A 20,768-nucleotide genomic window follows, 5' to 3' on the forward strand; every position below is an offset into this window, starting at 1 on the left:
TAAATAGATAAAAAACCCCAGATAATATTATGGCTGAAGTAGTTCGAATGCCTAAAATGAGCGACACCATGACAGAAGGTGTAATTGCAAAATGGCATAAAAAGGTAGGCGATAAGGTTAGCTCAGGAGATTTAATTGCTGAGGTTGAAACCGATAAGGCTACCATGGATTTTGAATCCTATCAGGAAGGCACACTATTATATATAGGTCCTAAGGAAGGCGAAGCAGTTCCTATCGATGCTGTAATTGCCGTATTAGGAGAAGAAGGAGAAGATTATCAGGCATTACTTAATGGTAATGGCGGCGCTTCGCCTTCAACTAAAGAAGATAAAAAAGAAGAAGAGGCTCCGGCACAGGAAGAAACAGAAGATGAAGATGAGGGTGAAGAAGTAAGTGCTGAATCATTAGGTGCAACGGTAATCACTATGCCATTGCTGAGTGATACAATGACCGAAGGCGTAATTGCAGAATGGCATTTCAAGGTTGGCGACAAGATTAAAAGTGATGATGTAATTGCCGACGTAGAAACGGACAAAGCAACCATGGAAGTTACTGCTTATGCTGAAGGCACCTTACTGTACATCGGAGTAGAAAAAGGTCAGGCAGCAAAAGTTAATGATATTATTGCCATTGTAGGAAAAGAAGGTACCGATGTAACGCCTTTGCTTAAACAGAAAAGCAGTAAACCGAAGAAACAAGAAGCTCCTAAAAAAGAAGAAGCGTCAACTAGCGCAGCAAACGAGCCAAGCCAAGCGGAAAGCAAAGAAGTTACTTCTTCTGACTCGTCCCGAGTTAAAGCTTCTCCTTTAGCGCGAAAAATTGCGAAAGAAAAAGGTATTGATTTAAATGAACTGAAAGGTTCGGCAGAGAATGGCCGTATCATCAAAAAGGATGTCGAATCCTTCACGCCTGCTGCTAAACAAAAGACTGAAGCACCGGCTGCTGCTCCAAGCGCCGAAAGTAAGTCTGTTACTATTCCGCAATTTATCGGAGAAGAGCGGTTTACCGAAAAGCCTGTGACTCAAATGCGTAAAACGATTGCTAAACGTCTTTCGGAAAGCTTATTTACTGCTCCACATTTCTATGTAACAGTGAAAGTTGACATGGATAGCGCTATTTCCGCACGGAATAAAATCAACGAAGTTGCTCCTGTTAAGGTGTCTTTCAACGATTTAGTCATCAAAGCTGTTGCCGTTGCGCTAAAACAACATCCTAATGTTAACTCTTCTTGGTTGGGCGATAAAATTCGCTATAATGAGCACGTTAATATTGGTGTCGCTATTGCCGTGGACGAAGGCTTATTAGTTCCTGTGGTCCGTTTCGCTGATGGAAAGACATTATCACATATATCGGCTGAAGTGAAAGATTTTGCACAACGTGCTAAAGCCAAAAAACTACAGCCGAAAGACTGGGAAGGCTCTACCTTTACGGTTTCTAATCTGGGTATGTTCGGCGTCGACGAATTTACCGCCATCATTAATCCACCTGACTCTTGTATATTAGCCATTGGCGGCATACAACAGGTACCCGTGGTTAAAAACGGTGCGGTTGTCCCAGGCAACATCATGAAGATTACTTTAAGCTGTGACCACCGTGTAGTAGACGGTGCTACGGGGGCCGCTTTCTTGCAGACTGTTAAATCACTGCTAGAAGAACCCGTTCGGTTATTAGTTTAAAAAATTCAAATAGAAAAAAGGCATCTCCTGAACAGGCAGATGCCTTTTTTCATTTAGCGATGATGAGCCTGCCGGTCGGGACCGATCCCTTTATCATTCTTTCGAACCTAGTATAACAGAAAAATCACACGCAAAGTTGTTAATTCAAAACTTTATTTACGATTTTGGCGGCAAACAAACAGTAATTGAAATATGATATTTAAACGACTCTTAATTTTATGCTGTTGTATCAGCTTATACAGTGCGCAAGCCCAACAAAAAACATCCAAAGAAGTAGATCGACCTAAATTGGTAGTAGGGATTATGGTGGACCAAATGCGCTGGGATTACTTATATCGATATTACGACCGCTATGGTGAAGGCGGCTTTAAGCGCATGTTAAACAACGGTTTTTCCTGCGAAAACACCTATATTAATTATATCCCGACCGTTACCGCCATCGGACACAGCTCGGTTTACACCGGTACAACGCCTGCTATCCACGGAATTGCCGGGAACGACTTTATCATACAAGCTACAGGAAAAAGCATGTATTGCACGGAAGATGAAACGGTTACCCCATTAGGAACGGCCGTTGGTAATGCAGCGGGCAAGATGTCGCCAAGGAACCTACTGGCATCCACCATAACGGATGAACTTAAATTAACCTCCAATTTCCGTTCTAAGGTGATTGGAATTGCTATAAAAGATCGAGGTGCTATTTTACCAGCCGGCCATTTTGCTGATGCTGCTTATTGGTTTGATAATAGTGGCGACTGGATCAGTAGCTCATACTATATGACTGACTTGCCTAAATGGGTGAAAGATTTCAACAAACAAAAACTTGCGGAAAAGTATTTAAAACAAGACTGGAATACGTTATACCCTATTGAAACCTATAAACAGAGCATTGAAGACAATAATCCGTATGAAGGAAAGTTTAAAGGTACTCAATCACCAACTTTCCCTGTTAAAACGTCTCAACTGCTTAAAGAAAATGGAATAGGCTTGGTTGCTACGACACCTTATGGAAATACGTTGACACTCGATTTGGCAAAAGCCGCTATTAGCAATGAAGAATTGGGAAACAATCCCGGCGGTTTTACTGATTTTTTAGCAATCAGCATATCATCTCCCGATAAAATAGGCCATCAATTCGCTGTAAACTCAATAGAGGTTGAAGACAACTACCTCCGTCTTGATAAAGATTTGGAAGACTTCTTTAGTTACCTCGACAAAACCGTTGGACAAGGGCAATATACTGTATTTTTAACGGCCGACCATGGTGCCGCCCATAATCCTCAGTACTTCATGGACCAACAAGGTAATGGCGGGTATTTCAATTCCAAAACAGCACAGCAAGGATTGAATGAACAGTTAAAAGCGAAGTTTAATACGGACAAATTGGTTATCAGCTTATCAAATTATCAGGTTCATTTAAATAATACGCTTATCAATGAAAGAAATCTTGATCGGCAAGCAATTTGTGACGAAGCGGTAAAATACCTACGGAATTTAGAGGGCGTTGCTTTTGTAGCAGAAATGGACAAGGTATCAGAAGCCGCTATACCATCGCGAATAAAAGAACGCATTATTAACGGTTATAACTATAAGCGGAGCGGCGCGATTCAAATTGTCCTTGAGCCACAATGGTATAGCGGATCAGCCAAGTCTACCGGTACGACCCATGGCAACTGGAATCCTTACGACTCGCATATACCCTTGGTATGGATGGGTTGGGGAATCAAACACGGCGCGACCAATCGTATTACTGAAATGACAGATATCGCTGCTACAGTGGCTGGTCTCTTACATATTCAAGAGCCAAATGGAAGTATAGGCAGTCCGATTGTAGAAGTGCTAAATCAATAGATATTATAAAAGTCCGTAGCGTGAAATAATCTCTACGGACTTTAAAACGGTCTTATCATCCTTCCCAAACATAGAACTTTTTAATTCCACTAATATGTCCTCCCACCATATAGTAAAAGAGAAGCAGGAACCTGCCTTAATAGTGGAATTTTTTTCCGATCTAAGCTATGAACTTCTTGGACAGTTATTGGAATGGGCACCAACAGTTATCGCTAATAAAGACAGTGCGCAATGGCTATCGAGAAACGACATTCATATCGATGTTGTCATTACAAATGACGAGCACAGGATCGAACAAGATGGAGTTACCATGCTTTTCGGAAACCCTTCCTCTTTTAAAAAAGACGCATTAAATTATCTTGTTGAAAAAGGGTATCCTGCAGTCAATATCATCTCACAAGACTTTTCGATGGATCTATTCCAACAATTCGCTTCTCTTATCAACCTGGTTTTTATCAACGGTAAGCAGAAAATCTTCGCGATTAAATCTGGTTTCAAAAAGTGGAAGGCAGCGAGCGAAAACGTCTACATACTTGCAAGCGATGCTATTTTCCATACAGAGGGGTTGGAAAAAAAACACGATCAGGCATACAAGACCATAGCAGACGGCTTCTTTGAAATTCATTTCCAAACCGACTACCTGCTCATAGCAGAGGATCTTTAATTCTTTAACGGCTCCAGCCTCGTGGGCGTGTCCTTTCCTGCTATAATTGATCTCGCACCTAACGCAACAGCATTAATAGAGGAAACAATGTTCTTAATATCTAAAGTTTCTAATTCATCTTTCACGGTGTGATAGTAATTATCCTTATCTATTTGAACCGTAGAAACTGTATGTGCGGGAACGCCGAGCGCTGCCAAGGTCGCATTATCACTTCTATAAAAAAGGTTCTGTTCAGGATAAGGGTCCGGATAAAAAGAAAAACCCGTCCCCTTCACATTTCTCTGGAGAATCTTACCCAAATCGGATTTCTCAAAGCCGGTGAGATACATGGAATTAGCCCCAAACTTAGCATCCTTTCCAATCATCTCAATATTTATCATGGCCACAACATGATCCGGATTAAGCTGTTTAGAAAAATATTGTGAGCCATAACCACCCGATTCCTCAGCTGTAAAAGCAGCGAAGATCAATGTTCGTTCATTATCTTTTTGCTTGGCAAAAATATTTGCCAAACTGATTACCGCGGTGACTCCCGATGCATCATCGTCGGCTCCATTTGCAATAGAATCCCGGTCAATAGGTTTTAGGACACCGATGTGATCATAATGCCCCGAGAAGATAACAAACTCGTTGGGTTTTGATCTCCCGGGCAGCACACCAACTACATTAGCGAGTCCCTTATTCTCCACCGTACCCGTATAGTTAATTCGAAAGGACTTAGGCTGTTCCTTGCTCAGTACAAAAACAAGTGAACCTTTTTTCTTCTGATCGGTATTTAATAAGATTCTCCCGTTATCAGCATGCTGTTTCAAATAATTAAATTCCTTTACAAAACTCTCGTCAACACAAACGATGGCATTAATATCTTGCTGTGAAATCTCCTTATATTTCTTTCGAAAGTTGTCGCTGGCACTTATGGACAAAATCCGCACTTCCGGATCGGTATTCCAGTTAAGACCCGCCTGGTCGCTTAGAACAAAACCGGCGTCACTGTCCAGCTCCTTTCCGTCTAACAAAATCTCACAAAGAGAAGGTTTTATTTGAGTGGCCTGAAAGCGCTGTAAAAAGTCATTTCCATTTGCCTTCAATGGCTGTAGCCCTGCCTTTTTGAATTCCCCTTCAATAAAAGTTGCGGCTTCCTCTATTTCAGGAGTAAACACGGCCCTACCTTTCAATCGATCATCTGCTAACGTCGATATAATTCGATGGACCTCTTGTTGATCGACACTAACAATACGCTCTTTCTTCTGACTGGCGCAAGCTCCCAACACTAAAAAGAGAACGAAGGAAAGCTTATTCAAAGGGGCTGTTGTTTTATACATAAATATTGCAATAATTTTAATCTCCTTAGTAAATTACCTAAATATCACTTGTCATGAGATCGATCAATATCATAGGCAAGCAAATTACCGGTAGACCGATTCCTGTATACAAGAAAGTTTAACTAAGTTTGGTAATAAAGTTAAACAAATTCCCTAGCTTTGACGATTACAAGTATTAATTCTTAAAAAGATAGATCATGAAAGAAATAACCGTCGAGGAGCTAAAGGAGAAGATTGATCGGAATGAAGATTTTCAACTGATAGATGTACGTGAGGAGTTCGAATATGAAACATCCAATCTGAAAGGCGAAAATATTCCACTTGCTCAAGTCTTAATCGAGAAAGATAAAATCAGCAAGGATAAACCCGTTGTAGTGCATTGCAGAAGTGGAAAGAGAAGCGCCCAGGCTATTCTAATGCTAGAAAAAGAGGGATATACAAATCTCTCTAACTTAGAAGGCGGCATTCTCGCCTGGCGTGACACCTTTGAGCCGGATATGGAGGTATATTAAACAAAAATGGGGAAACAAATTCTTTATAATATTTTTCTAAATATTGGGATTCTTGTGCTTGCGTATTGTACCATTGCGTCTTATAATGGTAAACAGTATAGCATCATGGCGGTGAGCGTTTTGGGAATCGCGGCTCTTATATACTTGAAGATTAAGCTGGCTAAAAGGGTGAAAGAATTGATCAGAAACGGCAAAAAATGAGTTTTTGTACTATATTTGAGTCAATATTGTAGCAATAGTAGACATTTTTTTGCTATTTTTTTTCGGCCATTTTTTAGTTTGTCTATAATTATCTAAACAAGCCGCGGCAGCCGCAAGACTCTTTAAAACAAGCGTTTATACAACAACAAATGGTGCAATATATATTCAAAAAGGGCTAACAACAACAAATTGAGCCCGCCTTTTTTTTTGGAATAGTATTTGCTATTGTTGCATGAATAAAACTAATAACTATTTTTGTATACAAATTATACAATTAAAACTGTTTAACCTTTAAAAGAACGAAGTATGAACTATTCTACAATCAAAAAAGCAGTTACTTGCTCTTTGATTGCCGCCTTAGGTTTCACTGGGGCAGCTCAAGCACAAGATGCTAAAGTATTTGGCGGAAGAAGCCAATACAGAACTTGGTCCATTGGTATCAATGGCGGTATAACCACTCCAAATGTATTGATTGGAGGATCTAATGCTTATGGAAGAAAAGTAGGTCTTTTCGAAGCACCTGTAAGAGAATATTATGGTATCAATGTCCGTAAACAATTCTCAAGCTGGTTCGGTTTGCAATTAGATGCAAACAGAGGCCGTATTTTTACGCATAATGCAGAAGGACAAGCTCCTGAGGTATTACCTACTTGGGAGAATGTTAATGGTATCAACGCACAATCAGCAGAAACTGATGTTCAATACGCAGTAAGCTTAAATGGTGTATTCCAATTTGCTACCATCGACTTCTTAAGAAGAGAAAACGCTGTTAATTTCTACGCAAGTGTAGGTTATGGTTTGATGGCATTCAATCCAGTTGGTTATACAAATAACGACGGAACCGGTACTGCATGGGATAACAAAGGTAACTGGGGTGAGAGCCTTGGCGACCGTGAAGGCAAACACGACAGAGATTACACTCGTGAAGCGTTTGTTCCAGTTGGTTTAGGTTTGAAATTCAAGTTATCTGATCGCGTAGCGCTAGATTTAGGCTACACTATGAACTTTGTTGATACCAAAAACTTATTCGGTCCTGTTCAAGGCAGAACTAGTAACGACAAATTCTCTTACACCCATGCTGGTTTAGAGTTCTCATTAGGAAGCAAAGACAAACAAGATTTGACTTGGGCTAATCCTGTAGCTACTCTTTACGATGAGTTGAAAGATCCGGAATTGAGAAACGAAGTTGATGCATTGAAACAACGTGTAAGCGCTCTTGAATCAACTGTTCAAGCGTTAAGCACTGACTCAGATGGTGATGGTGTTGCCGATAAATTCGACAAATGTCCTAACACTCCTGCCGGTACACAAGTTGATGGATCAGGATGTCCAATTAAATTCCCTGAGCCTGATACAACAGCTCTTTCAACTGGTTCTTATTCTAACATCCAGTTTGAATTCGATAGCTCTGTATTGAAAACCAGCTCTTACCCAACTTTAGATCAAGTATCTTCTGACTTACGTGCTAGCGGTGCTACACTTACTTTAGAAGGTAATGCTTCTGAAGAAGGAACAACTGAGTACAACTACCAGTTAGGTTTAGACCGTGCTAACTCTGTTAAAAATTACTTAGTTAACTCTGGTGTTGCTGCATCACAAATCAATGTGGTAAGTAACGGCGAAACTAAACCAGTTGCATCTAATGCTACTGAAGAAGGTCGTCAGTTGAACCGTAACGTACAATTCAAAAAATAATCCTGTCTATTAAGCAGGTTATTATAGAAACCCTCGGGACAATGTTCCGAGGGTTTTTTCTTTGAATTCTCATCGATCTGGGTTAATTTCGTAACATGTACTTTTTCCCGAAGAAGAACCAAGAGAATAACTCCAAAAAGAGTTTCAATTTGAAGGTAATGCATGCTATCAATAAAATAGCTATTGTTCTCTTTCTACTTGGAGTTCTATATAAATTGATCGACTGGTTTTTCCTCAATTAATGCTAGATCAAATGAAAGAAATCATTAATACAAACAACGCCCCTGCCCCAATTGGTCCGTACAATCAAGCGGTTAAAGCAGGCAATGCACTCTATATATCCGGCCAAATAGCCTTATCTCCCGAATCGGGCAATTTAGTTCTAGACAGTATCGCGGGACAAACCAAACAAGTGCTGGAAAATCTACATGCTATTCTGCAGGAAGCGGGTTACTCTTTTGCAGATGTGGTTAAAACGAGTATTTTCCTAACAGATATGGCTAACTTCAATATAGTCAATGAAGTTTATGGTGAATACTTTACGGAGAATGCCCCGGCACGGGAAACGATTGCCGTAAAAGGGCTCCCTAAAGGAGTGGATGTTGAAATTTCTTGTATTGCCTGGAAAGCCTAGTTGCAAAGTCGGTACGAATGCCTGTGATTGAATATGGTTTACATACACCAATAGAATACTTAAAAGGTGTCGGTCCACAAAAGGCAGATTTGCTCAAAAAGGAACTGACAATATATACTTTTGGCGATCTTGTACACTATTACCCTTTCCGTTATATCGACCGAACGAAATATTATAAGATAAAGGATCTACATCCGGACATGCCATCAGTCCAAATTCTCGGTAGATTAACCACCGTAGAACAGATAGGACAAAAAAGAGGAAAACGACTAGTTGCTCAATTTAAAGATGAAACCGGACTAATGGAGCTTGTCTGGTTTCAGAGCATCCGTTGGCTGGAAAAGAGTCTGAAAATCGGATCGGTATATATCATATTTGGGAAACCTACCCTTTTTAATGGCCAATTCGCTATGACGCACCCGGAGATGGAGCTATATAATGAGGCTAATAAAAACGTAGGTAATCCAAGTTTACAACCCGTTTATCGGTCAACCGAAAAACTCAAGCAATCCTTTTTAGATACAAAGGGGATTCAACGACTGCAAGAAGGGCTAGTTGCTTGGGCTTCAAAAAAAATGGAGGAAAACCTGCCATCTTACCTGCTAAAAGAACAGCATTTGATCTCAAAAGCAGAAGCGATCACCCATATTCATTTCCCGTCCAGTGTAGAGGAATTAAAGGCAGCTGAAAGACGTTTAAAGTTTGAAGAACTATTCTTTATACAATTGAAATTGTTAAAAAACAAGCTGCTTCAGACCCATAAGTTCAAAGGCCATGTATTCGATAAAGTTGGAAGTAATTTCAACGCCTTCTATCAAGAGCACCTACCATTTCCGCTAACAAACGCACAGAAAAGGGTAATTAAAGAAATTCGGCATGACACGCATACGGGAGCGCAGATGAATCGCCTCTTACAAGGAGATGTAGGCAGTGGAAAAACGGTGGTAGCACTCATGACCATGTTGTTGGCTGTCGACAATGGCTGTCAGGCTTGTATGATGGCCCCTACCGAGATTCTTGCTCAACAACATTTTAACGGTTTAATTTCTTTAATTGACGACTTACCTGTTTCCATTAAACTGTTAAGTGGATCGACGTCTAAAAAGGAGCGGAAAATTCTTCACGAAAACCTACTAGACGGATCTTTAGACATATTGGTTGGTACCCATGCGCTTATTGAAGATACCGTACAATTTAAGAATTTAGGGCTTGTCGTAATTGACGAACAACATCGATTTGGTGTTGAACAAAGGGCCAAATTATGGCGTAAAAATCAAATACCTCCGCACATGCTTGTTATGACGGCGACACCTATACCTCGTACCTTAGCCATGACGCTCTATGGGGATTTGGATGTATCTGTGATTGATGAGCTCCCCGCTGGTAGGAAGCCCATCAAAACGCTTCATTTATTCGAAAGTAGCCGATTAAGGATGTTTGGTTTCATGCGGGATGAAATTGCTAAAGGAAGACAAGTATATGTCGTGTATCCATTAATTAAAGAAAGCGAAAAACTGGATCTAATGCACTTGGAGGCAGGAATTGAAAACCTAGCTCGTGAATTTCCACTTCCAAGATACAAAATCAGCATTGTCCACGGAAAGATGCCGGCTAAAGATAAAGATTTTGAGATGCAGCGTTTCGTAAAAGGAGAAACACAGATTATGGTTGCCACTACTGTAATAGAAGTTGGCGTAAACGTGCCGAATGCTACCGTCATGATTATTGAAAATGCAGAGCGATTTGGCTTATCACAATTGCATCAGCTACGTGGTCGGGTTGGTCGAGGCGGAGAGCAGTCCTTTTGTATCCTGATGTCTTCCAACAAACTAAGTACTGAGGGTAAACTCAGGCTAAGTACTATGGTAAAAACGAACGATGGTTTCGAGATAGCAGAAACCGATCTTAAGCTGAGAGGCCCGGGAGATATTGCCGGCACACAACAAAGTGGTATATTAGATCTTAAACTAGCCGATTTAAGCACTGATCAGGTCTTGCTGCAAGACGCGAGAAATCTAGTGATCAATATCTTTAAACAAGATCCGAAGCTTGAAGACCCGAAAAATCGGTTACTTCGCGATCACCTTCTGGTGCAAAGTAAAGGAATAAGTTGGGATAAAATTTCATAACATGTATTTTTAAAGCAAAAGTCGTATCTTTGTACCATTAAATCATTTCACCCTATAATAAGTATCAGTTATGTAATCCCTTCCATATCATATTATCGCTGCCAAAAGAACCTGGGCGCAAATGCGGTATTTTGATAGGTATGGGTTTCACCTACTGATAAAAATCATTTCAACGTATTCATCCATGTTTCAGGCACGATTCTTTCATAAGCAATGAAGAAAGAACGTTTATATGTATTGTTAAAATTGCGTATAAACATAAGTTATAGAACTATTATTAGTAATTTTAATTCCATAAGAACACTATGGCGATAAGAAAAATATACGACACAGCAATAAAGCCTGAGCGGGCTGTTTTAGTGGGGATCATAACACCCAATGAAACGGAAGATCAGGAAAAAGAATATCTCGAGGAACTCGCTTTTCTTGTCGAAACCGCAGGAGGCGAGACCATCAATACTTTTACACAACGGATGCAAAAGCCGGACAGAGCTACATTTGTAGGCAGTGGAAAATTAGACGAAATTAAAGCATATGTAAACGCGGAGGAAGCAGATATAGTTGTATTTGATGACGAACTAAGCCCTTCTCAGCTAAGAAACATCGAGAATGAACTGAAGATTAAAATACTGGATCGGAGCAATCTCATACTAGACATATTTGCTAACCGCGCAAAAACGGCGCAGGCAAAGACACAAGTCGAACTCGCTCAATTGCAGTATTTACTTCCTCGTCTGACGCGAATGTGGACCCACCTGGAACGTCAGAAAGGTGGTATCGGAATGAGAGGACCCGGTGAAACCCAGATTGAGAGTGACCGTCGGATGATTTTAAACAAGATCTCTTTATTAAAAGAAAAGCTAAAGCAGATTGATAAGCAAAATGAAACCCAACGGAAAAATAGAGGTGAACTAATTCGCGTTGCATTAGTTGGTTACACGAACGTCGGCAAATCGACGATCATGAATATGATCTCAAAATCGGAAGTCTTTGCAGAGAATAAATTATTTGCCACACTGGATACCACTGTCCGGAAGGTTGTCATCGACAACTTGCCATTTCTGCTATCCGATACCGTTGGATTTATCAGAAAACTTCCACATCACTTAGTGGAGTGCTTCAAATCAACCTTGGATGAAGTTCGTGAAGCTGATATTTTGGTCCACGTGGTTGATATCTCACATCCGAACTTTGAAGATCACATTAATACCGTAAATGAGACATTAAAAGATTTAGGTGCAATAGACAAACCGGTGATTACCGTTTTTAACAAAATTGACGCTTACAAACCTGCCGAAGTAGCGCATGATGATAACGGCGATGAGCAGGCGAAGAAAAACATCACTATTGACGATTTTAAGAACAGTTGGATGGCTAAACACAGCAGCCCTGCCGTTTTCATTTCTGCCACAGAAAAAAAGAACGTTGAAGAATTCCGACAGCTCTTATACGACAAGGTAATCAAAATTCATACAGCCCGCTACCCGTACAATAATTTGTTATATTAATCATTCATAAAAGAAATTGAAAACATGGCATCAACAGAGAGTAAAAGACAACAACGTTTTGCTAGTGTAATCCAGCAAGATTTGGCTGATATATTTCAAAGGGAAGGGATGGTATGGGCTCCTGATACATTGGTGACAGTGACACGAGTAAGGGTGACACCCGACTTGGCCATTGCTCGCATCTACCTGAGTTTCCTCAATGCGAAAAACGTGCAAGAGGCGATTGCGAACATAAAAAGTCATGCCGGTGAAATCCGATATAAATTAGGAAGTCGTATTAAGAACCAAGCTCGCATTGTTCCTCAACTTGAATTTTTTGTAGATGATACAAACGAATATGTGGAACGGATGGATAAGCTCTTTGAAAAAATAAGTAAAGAACCAAGACAAGAGGATTAGGCCAGCTATTAGCTAAACATGCTTTTTCAACTTAACGAGGAGGATTTTTGGTTTCCGGATCCTTTATTAGCCGAGGAGGATGGCTTACTTGCAATCGGAGGCGACCTTAAAACAGAACGCCTTCGATGTGCTTATGCACAAGGGATCTTCCCTTGGTATGATGAAAGCACACCTATATTATGGTATGCACCCCCCAATCGTTTTATACTATTGCCACAAGATTTAAGAATCAGCAAAAGCATGCGTAAGGAACTGCGCAGCAATAGCTATCGGATTACTTATAATTCAGCTTTCGCACAGGTCATCCATCACTGTGCATTGAGCCCCAGAAAGGGCCAACAGGGAACCTGGATTACGGAAGATATGCAAACGGCCTATATTAACTTGCACCAAGAGGGCTTTGCCATGTCAGTGGAAGTGTGGAAAAAGGAACAATTAGTAGGCGGCTTATATGGGGTTATCTGCGGAAAAAGAAACCATGTTTTTTGCGGCGAAAGCATGTTTTCATTAGCACCGAATGCCAGTAAGTTAGCCTTAATTGAACTTTGCACCTCCAATCGGTTTGAACTCATAGACTGCCAGATCGAAAGCGAGCATCTCCGATCCATGGGAGCAAAAGTAATTCCGGCGAAAAGCTATTATCAGCTATTGCAAACTTAGTATTTAAAAGCTAGTTTAGTAATAAAGAAACATAGCCTTTGTGGACTTACTTTATCAGATAGACTTAATCGGCGCATTAGTCTTTGCTATTTCCGGAGCGATGACGGCAGCTGATCACAAGATAGATATCTTTGGTGCTGCCTTTACCGGTTTTGTCACTGCTATTGGCGGCGGTAGTTTACGGGATATTTTCTTGAACACACGCCCCGTTTGGGTAGATGACGGAAACTACCTTCTAGCTATTTTGATTGGTGTTATTATCGCCATCACAACGCACCGATACCTTGGTAAACTGAGAAGGACCTTGTTTATGTTTGATGCCTTGGGTATCAGCTTTTTTACCATTGTCGGTCTGCAGAAATCACTTGCTGCAGACAGCAGCGAGATCGCAGCTATTGTATTGGGTATGTTTTCCGCGGTAATGGGTGGGGTAACGCGCGACACTTTAATGAATGAAACACCACTTATCTTTAGGCGGGAAATTTATGCCACCGCCTGTCTATCGGGCGCTATTTCATTTATTGTCTTATCAAGTTTTGGTATGGACGACAACCTCAATGCTTTCCTAAGTGCTTCGCTTATTTTTATTATCCGAATCATTTCTGTACGCTACAAACTTTCTTTGCCCATCATTGGCGGATAAGTTTAGCGTTTCTTTTTAAGAGCAGGAAACTTCATTTTGTAATCCACTTTTACATGGCCCTTTGAAATGGCGTCCAGTTTAGACTTCAACATCGCCTTACGCAATACGCTTAATCTATCAGTGAACAGTTTACCTTCAATATGGTCGTACTCGTGCTGAATAACCCTGGCGGCAAGGCCATCATATTTTTCACGGTGTTCTACCCAATTTTCATCAAAATACCTTATATGTATAATGGAGTGCCTACTTACATCTTCTCTAATATCAGGGATACTTAAGCAACCTTCATTGAACTCCCACTTCTCTCCCTCTTCTTCTTCGATATGCGCATTTATGAACACTTTTTTAAAATCTTTCAATTCAGGGGCATCATCTTCTGCAAAAGGAGACGCATCCACGACAAAGAGTCGGATAGAAAGCCCGACTTGCGGTGCAGCTATACCAACACCATGGGCAGCATACATCGTTTCGAACATATTTGCTATTAGATTCTCCAGTTCAGGATAATCTTTATCTATATCGATAGCTTTTCGTTTTAATACCGGATCTCCGTATGCTACTATGGGTAACTTCATGTTGCAAAGTAAAAATTAAAAAGTCAAAAGTCAAAACGTAAAAGGCCACTATATAGCTATTCCTGCTCCGGGATAAAGTCGAGCTCACTAAGTTTTGCGTCTTCGAATACTTCATTTGCAATTGCCAGAAGCTCTTCCGCACTCACCCTATTTATTTGCTCTACTACTTCTTCCAGCGTGTTTACCTTGCCATAGTCTAGCAAATTTTTTGCCATCGAAATAAGCACTCCCATCCGATTCTCCTCCCCTAAAGCAATCTGGCCGATAAACTTTTGCTTAGCCTGATGGAGTTGTAAGCTTCCCAGTTTGGTATCGCGTAGCTTTTTAAGCTCTTTATTGACTAGCCTTTGAGCCTGATGGGCCTTGTCTCCATCTGTACCATAGTAAATGGAAAATATTCCGGTATCCGTGTATGGTGTATAATTGGATTCAATGGTGTAAGCTATTCCATATTTTTCACGGATTTGGAGATTCAACCTAGAACTCATTCCCATTCCGCCGAGCAAATTGTTTAATACCATTAAGCCAACCTTACGATCATCGTGTAAAGAATAGGCTACATTTCCTAAACTCACGTGCGCCTGTACAATTGGTTTCACAATTTTTCGTTGTATTGGCTTATAATTAATTGTCATATTCCTCTCCCGTGCAGAAAGATTTGCGGGAATATTGCTTAATATGCCTTCTGTTAATTTTTTTATTTTCTTCCAATCATATTGCCCGGTTATTGCTAAAACAATTTGATCAGTACAATAATTTTCTTTCAAGAATTGGAAAATATCTTGTCTGGTTATCGCCTTCAGTGATTCGCTGGTTCCTAAGATATTATGGCCCAAAGCATGCTGATCGAACAACATATCTTCAAAATCGTCTGCGATAGCGTCCTCAGGGCTGTCTTGGTAAGATGCTATTTCGTCCAGGATTACGCTTTTCTCTTTTTCCATCTCTGATTCAGGAAACACGGAGTGGAAAATAATATCTTCAAAAAGATCTAGTACGCGCGACAAATGTTCCTTTAAAAAGGATGCGTGCACGCACGTATATTCCTTGGTTGTGTATGCATTAAGGTCTGCCCCTACGAGCTCAAGGCGATTCAGAATCTGATTTGTATTTCGTCTTTCCGTGCGTTTAAACAACAAGTGCTCGATAAAGTGAGCCATTCCGTATTGTTCAGGACGTTCATCGCGTGTTCCTGCGTTGACTAAAATACAGGCATGGGATACAACCGTATCTGCAGGCTTCAAAAGAACGCGGATACCGTTCGATAAATGAATGATGTGATGATCCATTGTGGTGGACAAACTTAGATAAAATTGTGGGTATATTAAAATCCACCTGGCCTTCCCCCGGGTCCACTCATAGACCGACCACCTCTTTCCCAACGTCCAGGGCCATTATCATCCGGCATAGCTCCCGTTCTACCTGCAAATTTTTGAAAGCGATACGTAAAAGATAGCATAAAATAACGAGCGAGTCGATTTGTTCTGCTATCCGAAATTCTATTTTCGGTAACAGACCTCGATATACTCACCTGTTCGTTTAACAAATCGAAGGCTTGCAACCGCAACATTCCGTTTTTGTTTTTAAAGAATTGTTTCTCAATAAACGTATTGATAATTAAAGGATTGGCCTGAACATTACCTTCATAGCCATTGTTACTCGTTTTAGCTACATCAAAGTTCCATAATAAGGTGGGTGTGATATAAATATTACCATACATAGAGGCGGCCCAAGTCGTTATATTCTGATTGCTCCGATTCTGTAAACTGTTTTTTGTGGTGTTATAGGTAAAGTCTATTCCCGGTCGAATTTCCAGCCAGTCTTTAGGGTTGATCTGCACATTGAGCCCTTGATTTAATACCCAATTCTTAGCCTCATTCTCCACAGAATTTGCATAGGATATGTTATTATTGAAATTGGCGGATCCTCTTAAGGAAACTACATACTTACGATTATTAAAGGGTTTCGCATAGTGATAAAAACCGCGGGCATTATAATTCCCGCCAGTATTTAGGTATCTCGTTTCCTGAACGACTCCTAAACTATCGTCCATCGTTGTAATACGATTAGTCGTAATTTTATCTTCGATAACATTCGCATTCAATACGGCGAAGAAAATATTACCCGATTTGAAATCAAAGTTACGGTAACGTAGATTTAGCGTGTGGTTGAACTCCGCAGCTAGATTAGGATTACCCGTCGTAGGAAAATTTGGATTTGAAACATCCGTTATTGGTTGTAATTGCGAGAAGGTCGGCTCGCTTGCATTCCCCCGATATTCCACATTTAATGAGCGGGTTCGTGAAGCTTTGTATTCGAAACGAGCTACCGGAACAAAGTAAAAGCCGTTTCGTCCGAACGATAAATCTTGACCAGCCAAGGTTGTATGTCCTGTTAGCCTGGTAGGTAAAACGGTAGCCCCTAATTGATAAACGAACTTATCTGTTCTATAGCGATAGGTAACTCCGGCACGATGAGTTGAAAAGGTATACTCGTAAAAATTGCTTAAGGATGGGTTGGGTATGCTATTTCCTTCCACGTCCATTGAGTTCGCTTGCCGATCGTTATCGTAAGTTGCGAAATTAAAATCGTAACTAAACTCTAAATTGCTCTTGTCAGTAAGCGGTTCAATATACGAGACGGACGTACCCCCATTGAACCCCTTATTATTCAAATCTACCAACTGCCTTTGGTAAATAGCAGCGCTGTCTAAGTCCCTGCTGAAAGTAATATTATTGATAATTCTATCCAGGTCTTGCTCTGTTCTGGCTGAATTTAGCGAAAAATTAAAAAAGATATTCCTACCCCTATCGTTTATCTTGTAGTTCAATAAGCCACTACCACCATAATTTGGTGTAAAGGATTTATCATGGTTTATATTTTCGATTTTATTAGAAAGTGTATCATTTATACTTTGATAGGTAAATTCATAACTTCCTGTATTATTGTTGCCAATGCTAAATGTAGGCGAAAGTTTGATAAATAATTTATCATTCGGTTTATATTCTACATTCCAGTCGAATCGATGATTATTACTGATCGCATTACTGGTAGCATTGGTGTTTCTTAAAATCGTTGTATCAAGAAAAAAGTCTTGAATGGAATTGACACTGATTACGTTATTGTCACTGTGATTGTAGCTATAGTTGCCATAGGTGGTCCATTTATCATTAAAATCTTTTCTATAGTTGAAGCCCGCTGAATACGAATCGGTTAAGCCGTTGCTTCCTCCACCAAAGCCTCCCGGACCGCCAAAACCGCCTCCCATTCTTCTTCCTCCCCCTCCGGGCATCCTTCTGGCTCCACTGCCTCTTGCATTGAAATCAAAAGCTTGGTTGTTATTATTATTTGCATTGACCAAGACAGAAAATTGGCGTGACCCGGTAAATGAATTGTACATACCTCCCAGCTGATATCGATATCCATTATCTCCCGCCGGCTTCGTGCCCATCCCTGCACCAAACTGCCCGAAATTACCGTTATTGTTTTCTTCCGCTATCGTTATATTCAATATTTTCTCGGGCTCTCCTGTTCTATTACCGGTTAGATTTGCCTGATCGCCATAATCATCCACGATTTGTATTTTCTCAATGATATCAGCCGGTAAATTTTTTGTTGCTGTTTTCACATCCCCGCCAAAGAAGTCTTTTCCATTAATTCTAACCCGCGTGACACTTTCACCCTGCGCTTGCACGTTACCATCTTTATCCACTTCTACTCCATCCAGTTTCTTTATAAGTTCTTCCGTCATTGCGTTTGGCCGCACCCGGTAATCTTTTGCATTGTATTCCACCGTGTCGTCTTTCATCGTTACTAAAGTACCTCCTGTTACATTTACTACCTCTAAAAGTTTCGATTCGAACGACATAACTAATGGGGGTAAATCAAGCGAATGCTGTCCATTGAAGGAAAAACTTCTGCTAAATGGTCTAAAACCCAAACTGGTAATCAGCAAATTGAAACTGCTTGCCTTGACATTTTTAAAGCTAAATTTTCCATCAACGTCACTGCTCACCTGAAGCGTATCCTGCGGCGACATCAGTTTAACGGAGGCAGCAATCACACTCAGCCCTGTACTATCCCTGAGCACACCGTTAACTACTTTACCTGTCTGTGCTTGCGCTTGAAAAGAACAAAGGCTTATTCCGAAGAGGGAGAGAAGAAAAATACTTCTAACAATTTGGTTGATTTTTTTTAAGCACATTTAATTAATGATTATATATTTAGTATCTGTACGACTATTTTATTTCGGTTTAGCGAGTGGTAAGATAATCCACGTCCCAGGTTCTTGCTGTGTCTCCTTTCTACTTGGTTGAGTACCGTAATATCCATATCCTCCATAACCATATCGTCCCATTGGTTGCCCACCTCCTACTGTACGCATGATAATGCCATTTATTTTTATGTTAAATGCTACCTCCTTATCTCTTTCCTGTTCCAATCCTATTCGTTCGAAGGGAATAACTGCCTCATAACATACCGCGTCCGAACTGTCAATTTTCACAGCCGCTTTAATACCATAGTTATTTTCCAGTGAGATGGGGCCATCCACGACATCCGCCATTCCGACAATGAAAATGGCTCGTACTGCTTTCAAAACCCCCTCCCGTATATCGGCCGGTTTCTCGTCCTTATCTTTTGATGCCAAGCTTCTCAAAGACTCACGATCGGGAATTGGAAAAATAATCGAAGCCCCTTCCTTCTTCTTTCCCTCCTTATTTACGAGGAAGCTAAACCCTTGGTGCAAGGCTTGCGTCTGCCAACTGCCATCTTTCACACGCATTGCCACATATATCTGCTTCTCGTCATTTGCTATCTCATATTGGAGGTCTTGCTTCTCATAATAATTCCGCAAGCTGTCTCCCCATTCCGATAAATCCCCATCTATCTGAATATCGGATCTAAAGTCAATTGCCGTAGGAACTATGGATTTCTTCTTCTGCGCGTATACGGAACAGAAACTTAACAACAGACAAGTACAGATCAACAAGTTTGTCTTCTGAAATCTCATGTTTTTTTGTATAGTAAAGCAGCTTTTTGACTGGTTCACATTTTTTTGGTTTAATTGTAACATAAAAAATATATAGAATCTAGCTATTAGCCTTTAGGCATTAGGCACTAGCCAATCAAGCGCCTTCACAAATTTATGCACTAACAGCTAACATCTAATAGCTAGAAAAATTCTTATCTTTGCTTCATTTGTGCCCCATCAATATTGTATCATAGACATGCTGTTATCTACCTTTCAAAATGAATTAATTGAAGCTGGATGCGATGAAGCTGGAAGAGGTTGCCTGGCGGGCCCGGTTTTCGCTGCAGCCGTTATTTTTTCTTCCTCATTTAAGCACGGTATTCTGAATGATTCGAAAATATTATCCGCAGCTCAGCGCTATGATTTGAGGGAAATGATAGAAAATGAAGCCCTTGCTTTTGCTGTTGCGAGTGCGAGCGCGGAAGAAATTGATCAGATCAATATATTAAATGCTTCTTTTCTTGCGATGCATCGAGCTTTAGATGCATTGAAAATGCAGGCCGAATATATTCTAGTTGATGGAAATCGTTTCAAAAGATACCAAAATATTCCCCATCAGTGTGTTATAAAAGGTGATGGAAAGTATCTTTCAATAGCCGCCGCTTCCATTTTGGCAAAAACCTATCGCGATGATTATATGGACAATTTAGCCAACGAGCATCCTGAATACGACTGGTTAAAAAACAAGGGCTACCCCACAAAAAGGCATCGGGATGCCGTTCTGAAGTATGGCTTAACCCCACACCATCGTAAAACCTTCAGGATTACAGATCCTCAGTTAAGTCTTTCTTTTGTTTAATTGCTTATGGAGCGCCTTCATAACAAAACAGGCGTTACCTTCGATGAACTCCAGTTGGTTGATTTCGTCTTTAACATATAGATGAAGGTGTTTATATTAAAAGAACTTTTTTCTTAATCAGCTTTTTCTTGATAAAAAGCTGACCAAAAATCAAGGCTATGGATGCTACCTTGCACCTGATGGCAAAGCATCACTGGCGCGGATTGGAGCCGTTTCACTTCTTCAATCCGCTTGGGTACTACAATATGAACATATGTACAAATGCTTTGCTGCTCGTTGCGTCGGTATCCTCCAAGGCCATTCTTCTCACGCACAGGGCTGTATTTAGGGCTGAAAATAAATACGTTCGGTTAAGAGTAAAATCCCTACGTTCTGCTAAAGTATCGCCTAGGAAATTTGCGGTTTGCACGTTGATGCACTACCTCTTGTAGCAAAGTTCCAAGCGATGAGTCTTTGGTTACTTTCTGC

The 20,768-nt window shown here is 40.5% G+C and carries 20 protein-coding genes; 14 read left to right on the forward strand and 6 right to left on the reverse strand.

Going from position 1 to position 20,768, the window contains the following annotated elements; translation table 11 throughout:
• Positions 1-29: 29 nt before the first annotated feature.
• From ACH11B_RS05960 to ACH11B_RS05970, 3 genes are all read left to right on the forward strand, one after another.
• A complete protein-coding gene (locus tag ACH11B_RS05960; RefSeq protein ID WP_013664447.1) occupies positions 30-1,676 on the forward strand; it encodes a pyruvate dehydrogenase complex dihydrolipoamide acetyltransferase in 1,647 nt (548 codons plus the stop codon).
• A gap of 192 nt (positions 1,677-1,868) precedes the next feature.
• The gene (gene pafA, locus ACH11B_RS05965) at positions 1,869-3,527 is read left to right on the forward strand and encodes an alkaline phosphatase PafA (RefSeq protein WP_377610027.1); all 1,659 of its coding nucleotides are present in this window, start codon (positions 1,869-1,871) and stop codon (positions 3,525-3,527) included.
• A 94-nt stretch (positions 3,528-3,621) separates the two neighbouring features.
• Positions 3,622-4,191, forward strand: coding sequence for a hypothetical protein (locus tag ACH11B_RS05970; RefSeq protein WP_377610029.1), 570 nt, complete (start codon positions 3,622-3,624; stop codon positions 4,189-4,191).
• On the opposite strand, the gene ACH11B_RS05975 is transcribed toward ACH11B_RS05970, so the two are convergent.
• Positions 4,188-5,513, reverse strand: coding sequence for a M20/M25/M40 family metallo-hydrolase (locus ACH11B_RS05975; RefSeq protein ID WP_377610031.1), 1,326 nt, complete (start codon positions 5,511-5,513; stop codon positions 4,188-4,190). The genes ACH11B_RS05970 and ACH11B_RS05975 overlap by 4 nt on opposite strands.
• A 197-nt stretch (positions 5,514-5,710) precedes the next feature.
• Here ACH11B_RS05975 and ACH11B_RS05980 point away from each other — a divergent pair, with 197 nt between their 5' ends.
• The 10 genes from ACH11B_RS05980 to ACH11B_RS06025 all read left to right on the forward strand — a co-directional run bounded on the left by ACH11B_RS05980 (position 5,711) and on the right by ACH11B_RS06025 (position 13,894).
• Complete coding sequence (locus tag ACH11B_RS05980) at positions 5,711-6,025, forward strand: rhodanese-like domain-containing protein (protein ID WP_013664451.1); 315 nt, start codon at positions 5,711-5,713, stop codon at positions 6,023-6,025.
• A gap of 6 nt (positions 6,026-6,031) precedes the next feature.
• Positions 6,032-6,226: a DUF6358 family protein gene (locus ACH11B_RS05985; RefSeq protein ID WP_013664452.1), complete on the forward strand. Its 195-nt coding sequence runs from the start codon at positions 6,032-6,034 to the stop codon at positions 6,224-6,226.
• 306 nt (positions 6,227-6,532) lie between these two features.
• Positions 6,533-7,921 (forward strand): OmpA family protein, encoded by a 1,389-nt coding sequence (locus ACH11B_RS05990; protein WP_377610033.1) that lies wholly within the window; start codon positions 6,533-6,535, stop codon positions 7,919-7,921.
• A 95-nt stretch (positions 7,922-8,016) separates the two neighbouring features.
• On the forward strand, positions 8,017-8,163 hold the full coding sequence (locus tag ACH11B_RS05995) for a DUF6728 family protein (protein ID WP_309010511.1): 147 nt from the start codon (positions 8,017-8,019) through the stop codon (positions 8,161-8,163).
• An 11-nt stretch (positions 8,164-8,174) separates the two neighbouring features.
• Positions 8,175-8,555 carry a RidA family protein gene (locus tag ACH11B_RS06000; RefSeq protein WP_377610035.1) on the forward strand — a complete coding sequence of 127 codons (381 nt, stop codon included), beginning with the start codon at positions 8,175-8,177 and terminating at the stop codon, positions 8,553-8,555.
• A 17-nt stretch (positions 8,556-8,572) separates the two neighbouring features.
• Positions 8,573-10,684, forward strand: coding sequence for an ATP-dependent DNA helicase RecG (recG, locus tag ACH11B_RS06005; protein ID WP_377610037.1), 2,112 nt, complete (start codon positions 8,573-8,575; stop codon positions 10,682-10,684).
• A 305-nt stretch (positions 10,685-10,989) separates the two neighbouring features.
• Positions 10,990-12,192: a GTPase HflX gene (gene hflX / locus ACH11B_RS06010; RefSeq protein ID WP_377610039.1), complete on the forward strand. Its 1,203-nt coding sequence runs from the start codon at positions 10,990-10,992 to the stop codon at positions 12,190-12,192.
• Between the two features lie 24 nt (positions 12,193-12,216).
• Entirely contained in the window at positions 12,217-12,591 is a 375-nt protein-coding gene (gene rbfA / locus ACH11B_RS06015) for a 30S ribosome-binding factor RbfA (RefSeq protein ID WP_289554161.1), read from the forward strand.
• 18 nt (positions 12,592-12,609) lie between these two features.
• Positions 12,610-13,251, forward strand: coding sequence for a leucyl/phenylalanyl-tRNA--protein transferase (gene aat / locus ACH11B_RS06020; protein WP_377610041.1), 642 nt, complete (start codon positions 12,610-12,612; stop codon positions 13,249-13,251).
• Between the two features lie 40 nt (positions 13,252-13,291).
• Positions 13,292-13,894, forward strand: a complete 603-nt coding sequence (locus tag ACH11B_RS06025) for a trimeric intracellular cation channel family protein (RefSeq protein ID WP_013664459.1) — start codon at positions 13,292-13,294, stop codon at positions 13,892-13,894.
• Positions 13,895-13,896: 2 nt separating this feature from the next.
• Here the strand turns inward: ACH11B_RS06025 and def are convergent, their stop codons facing one another.
• The 4 genes from def to ACH11B_RS06045 are packed head-to-tail and all read right to left on the reverse strand — an operon-like array spanning position 13,897 to position 19,480.
• On the reverse strand, positions 13,897-14,469 hold the full coding sequence (def, locus tag ACH11B_RS06030) for a peptide deformylase (RefSeq protein ID WP_013664460.1): 573 nt from the start codon (positions 14,467-14,469) through the stop codon (positions 13,897-13,899).
• Between the two features lie 56 nt (positions 14,470-14,525).
• Positions 14,526-15,758: a pitrilysin family protein gene (locus ACH11B_RS06035; protein ID WP_130854737.1), complete on the reverse strand. Its 1,233-nt coding sequence runs from the start codon at positions 15,756-15,758 to the stop codon at positions 14,526-14,528.
• A gap of 35 nt (positions 15,759-15,793) precedes the next feature.
• The gene (locus ACH11B_RS06040; protein WP_377610044.1) at positions 15,794-18,673 is read right to left on the reverse strand and encodes an outer membrane beta-barrel protein; all 2,880 of its coding nucleotides are present in this window, start codon (positions 18,671-18,673) and stop codon (positions 15,794-15,796) included.
• A gap of 39 nt (positions 18,674-18,712) precedes the next feature.
• On the reverse strand, positions 18,713-19,480 hold the full coding sequence (locus ACH11B_RS06045) for a hypothetical protein (protein ID WP_377610046.1): 768 nt from the start codon (positions 19,478-19,480) through the stop codon (positions 18,713-18,715).
• Positions 19,481-19,697: 217 nt separating this feature from the next.
• Between ACH11B_RS06045 and ACH11B_RS06050 the strand changes: the two genes are divergently transcribed.
• Positions 19,698-20,300, forward strand: coding sequence for a ribonuclease HII (locus ACH11B_RS06050; protein WP_377610048.1), 603 nt, complete (start codon positions 19,698-19,700; stop codon positions 20,298-20,300).
• A gap of 113 nt (positions 20,301-20,413) precedes the next feature.
• Here the strand turns inward: ACH11B_RS06050 and ACH11B_RS06055 are convergent, their stop codons facing one another.
• On the reverse strand, positions 20,414-20,614 hold the full coding sequence (locus tag ACH11B_RS06055) for a hypothetical protein (protein WP_377610049.1): 201 nt from the start codon (positions 20,612-20,614) through the stop codon (positions 20,414-20,416).
• Between the last annotated feature and the right edge of the window lie 154 nt (positions 20,615-20,768).

Source organism: Olivibacter sp. EAT-5, assembly GCF_044784325.1.
In the GTDB taxonomy this organism is placed as follows: Bacteria; Bacteroidota; Bacteroidia; order Sphingobacteriales; family Sphingobacteriaceae; genus Olivibacter; species Olivibacter oleidegradans.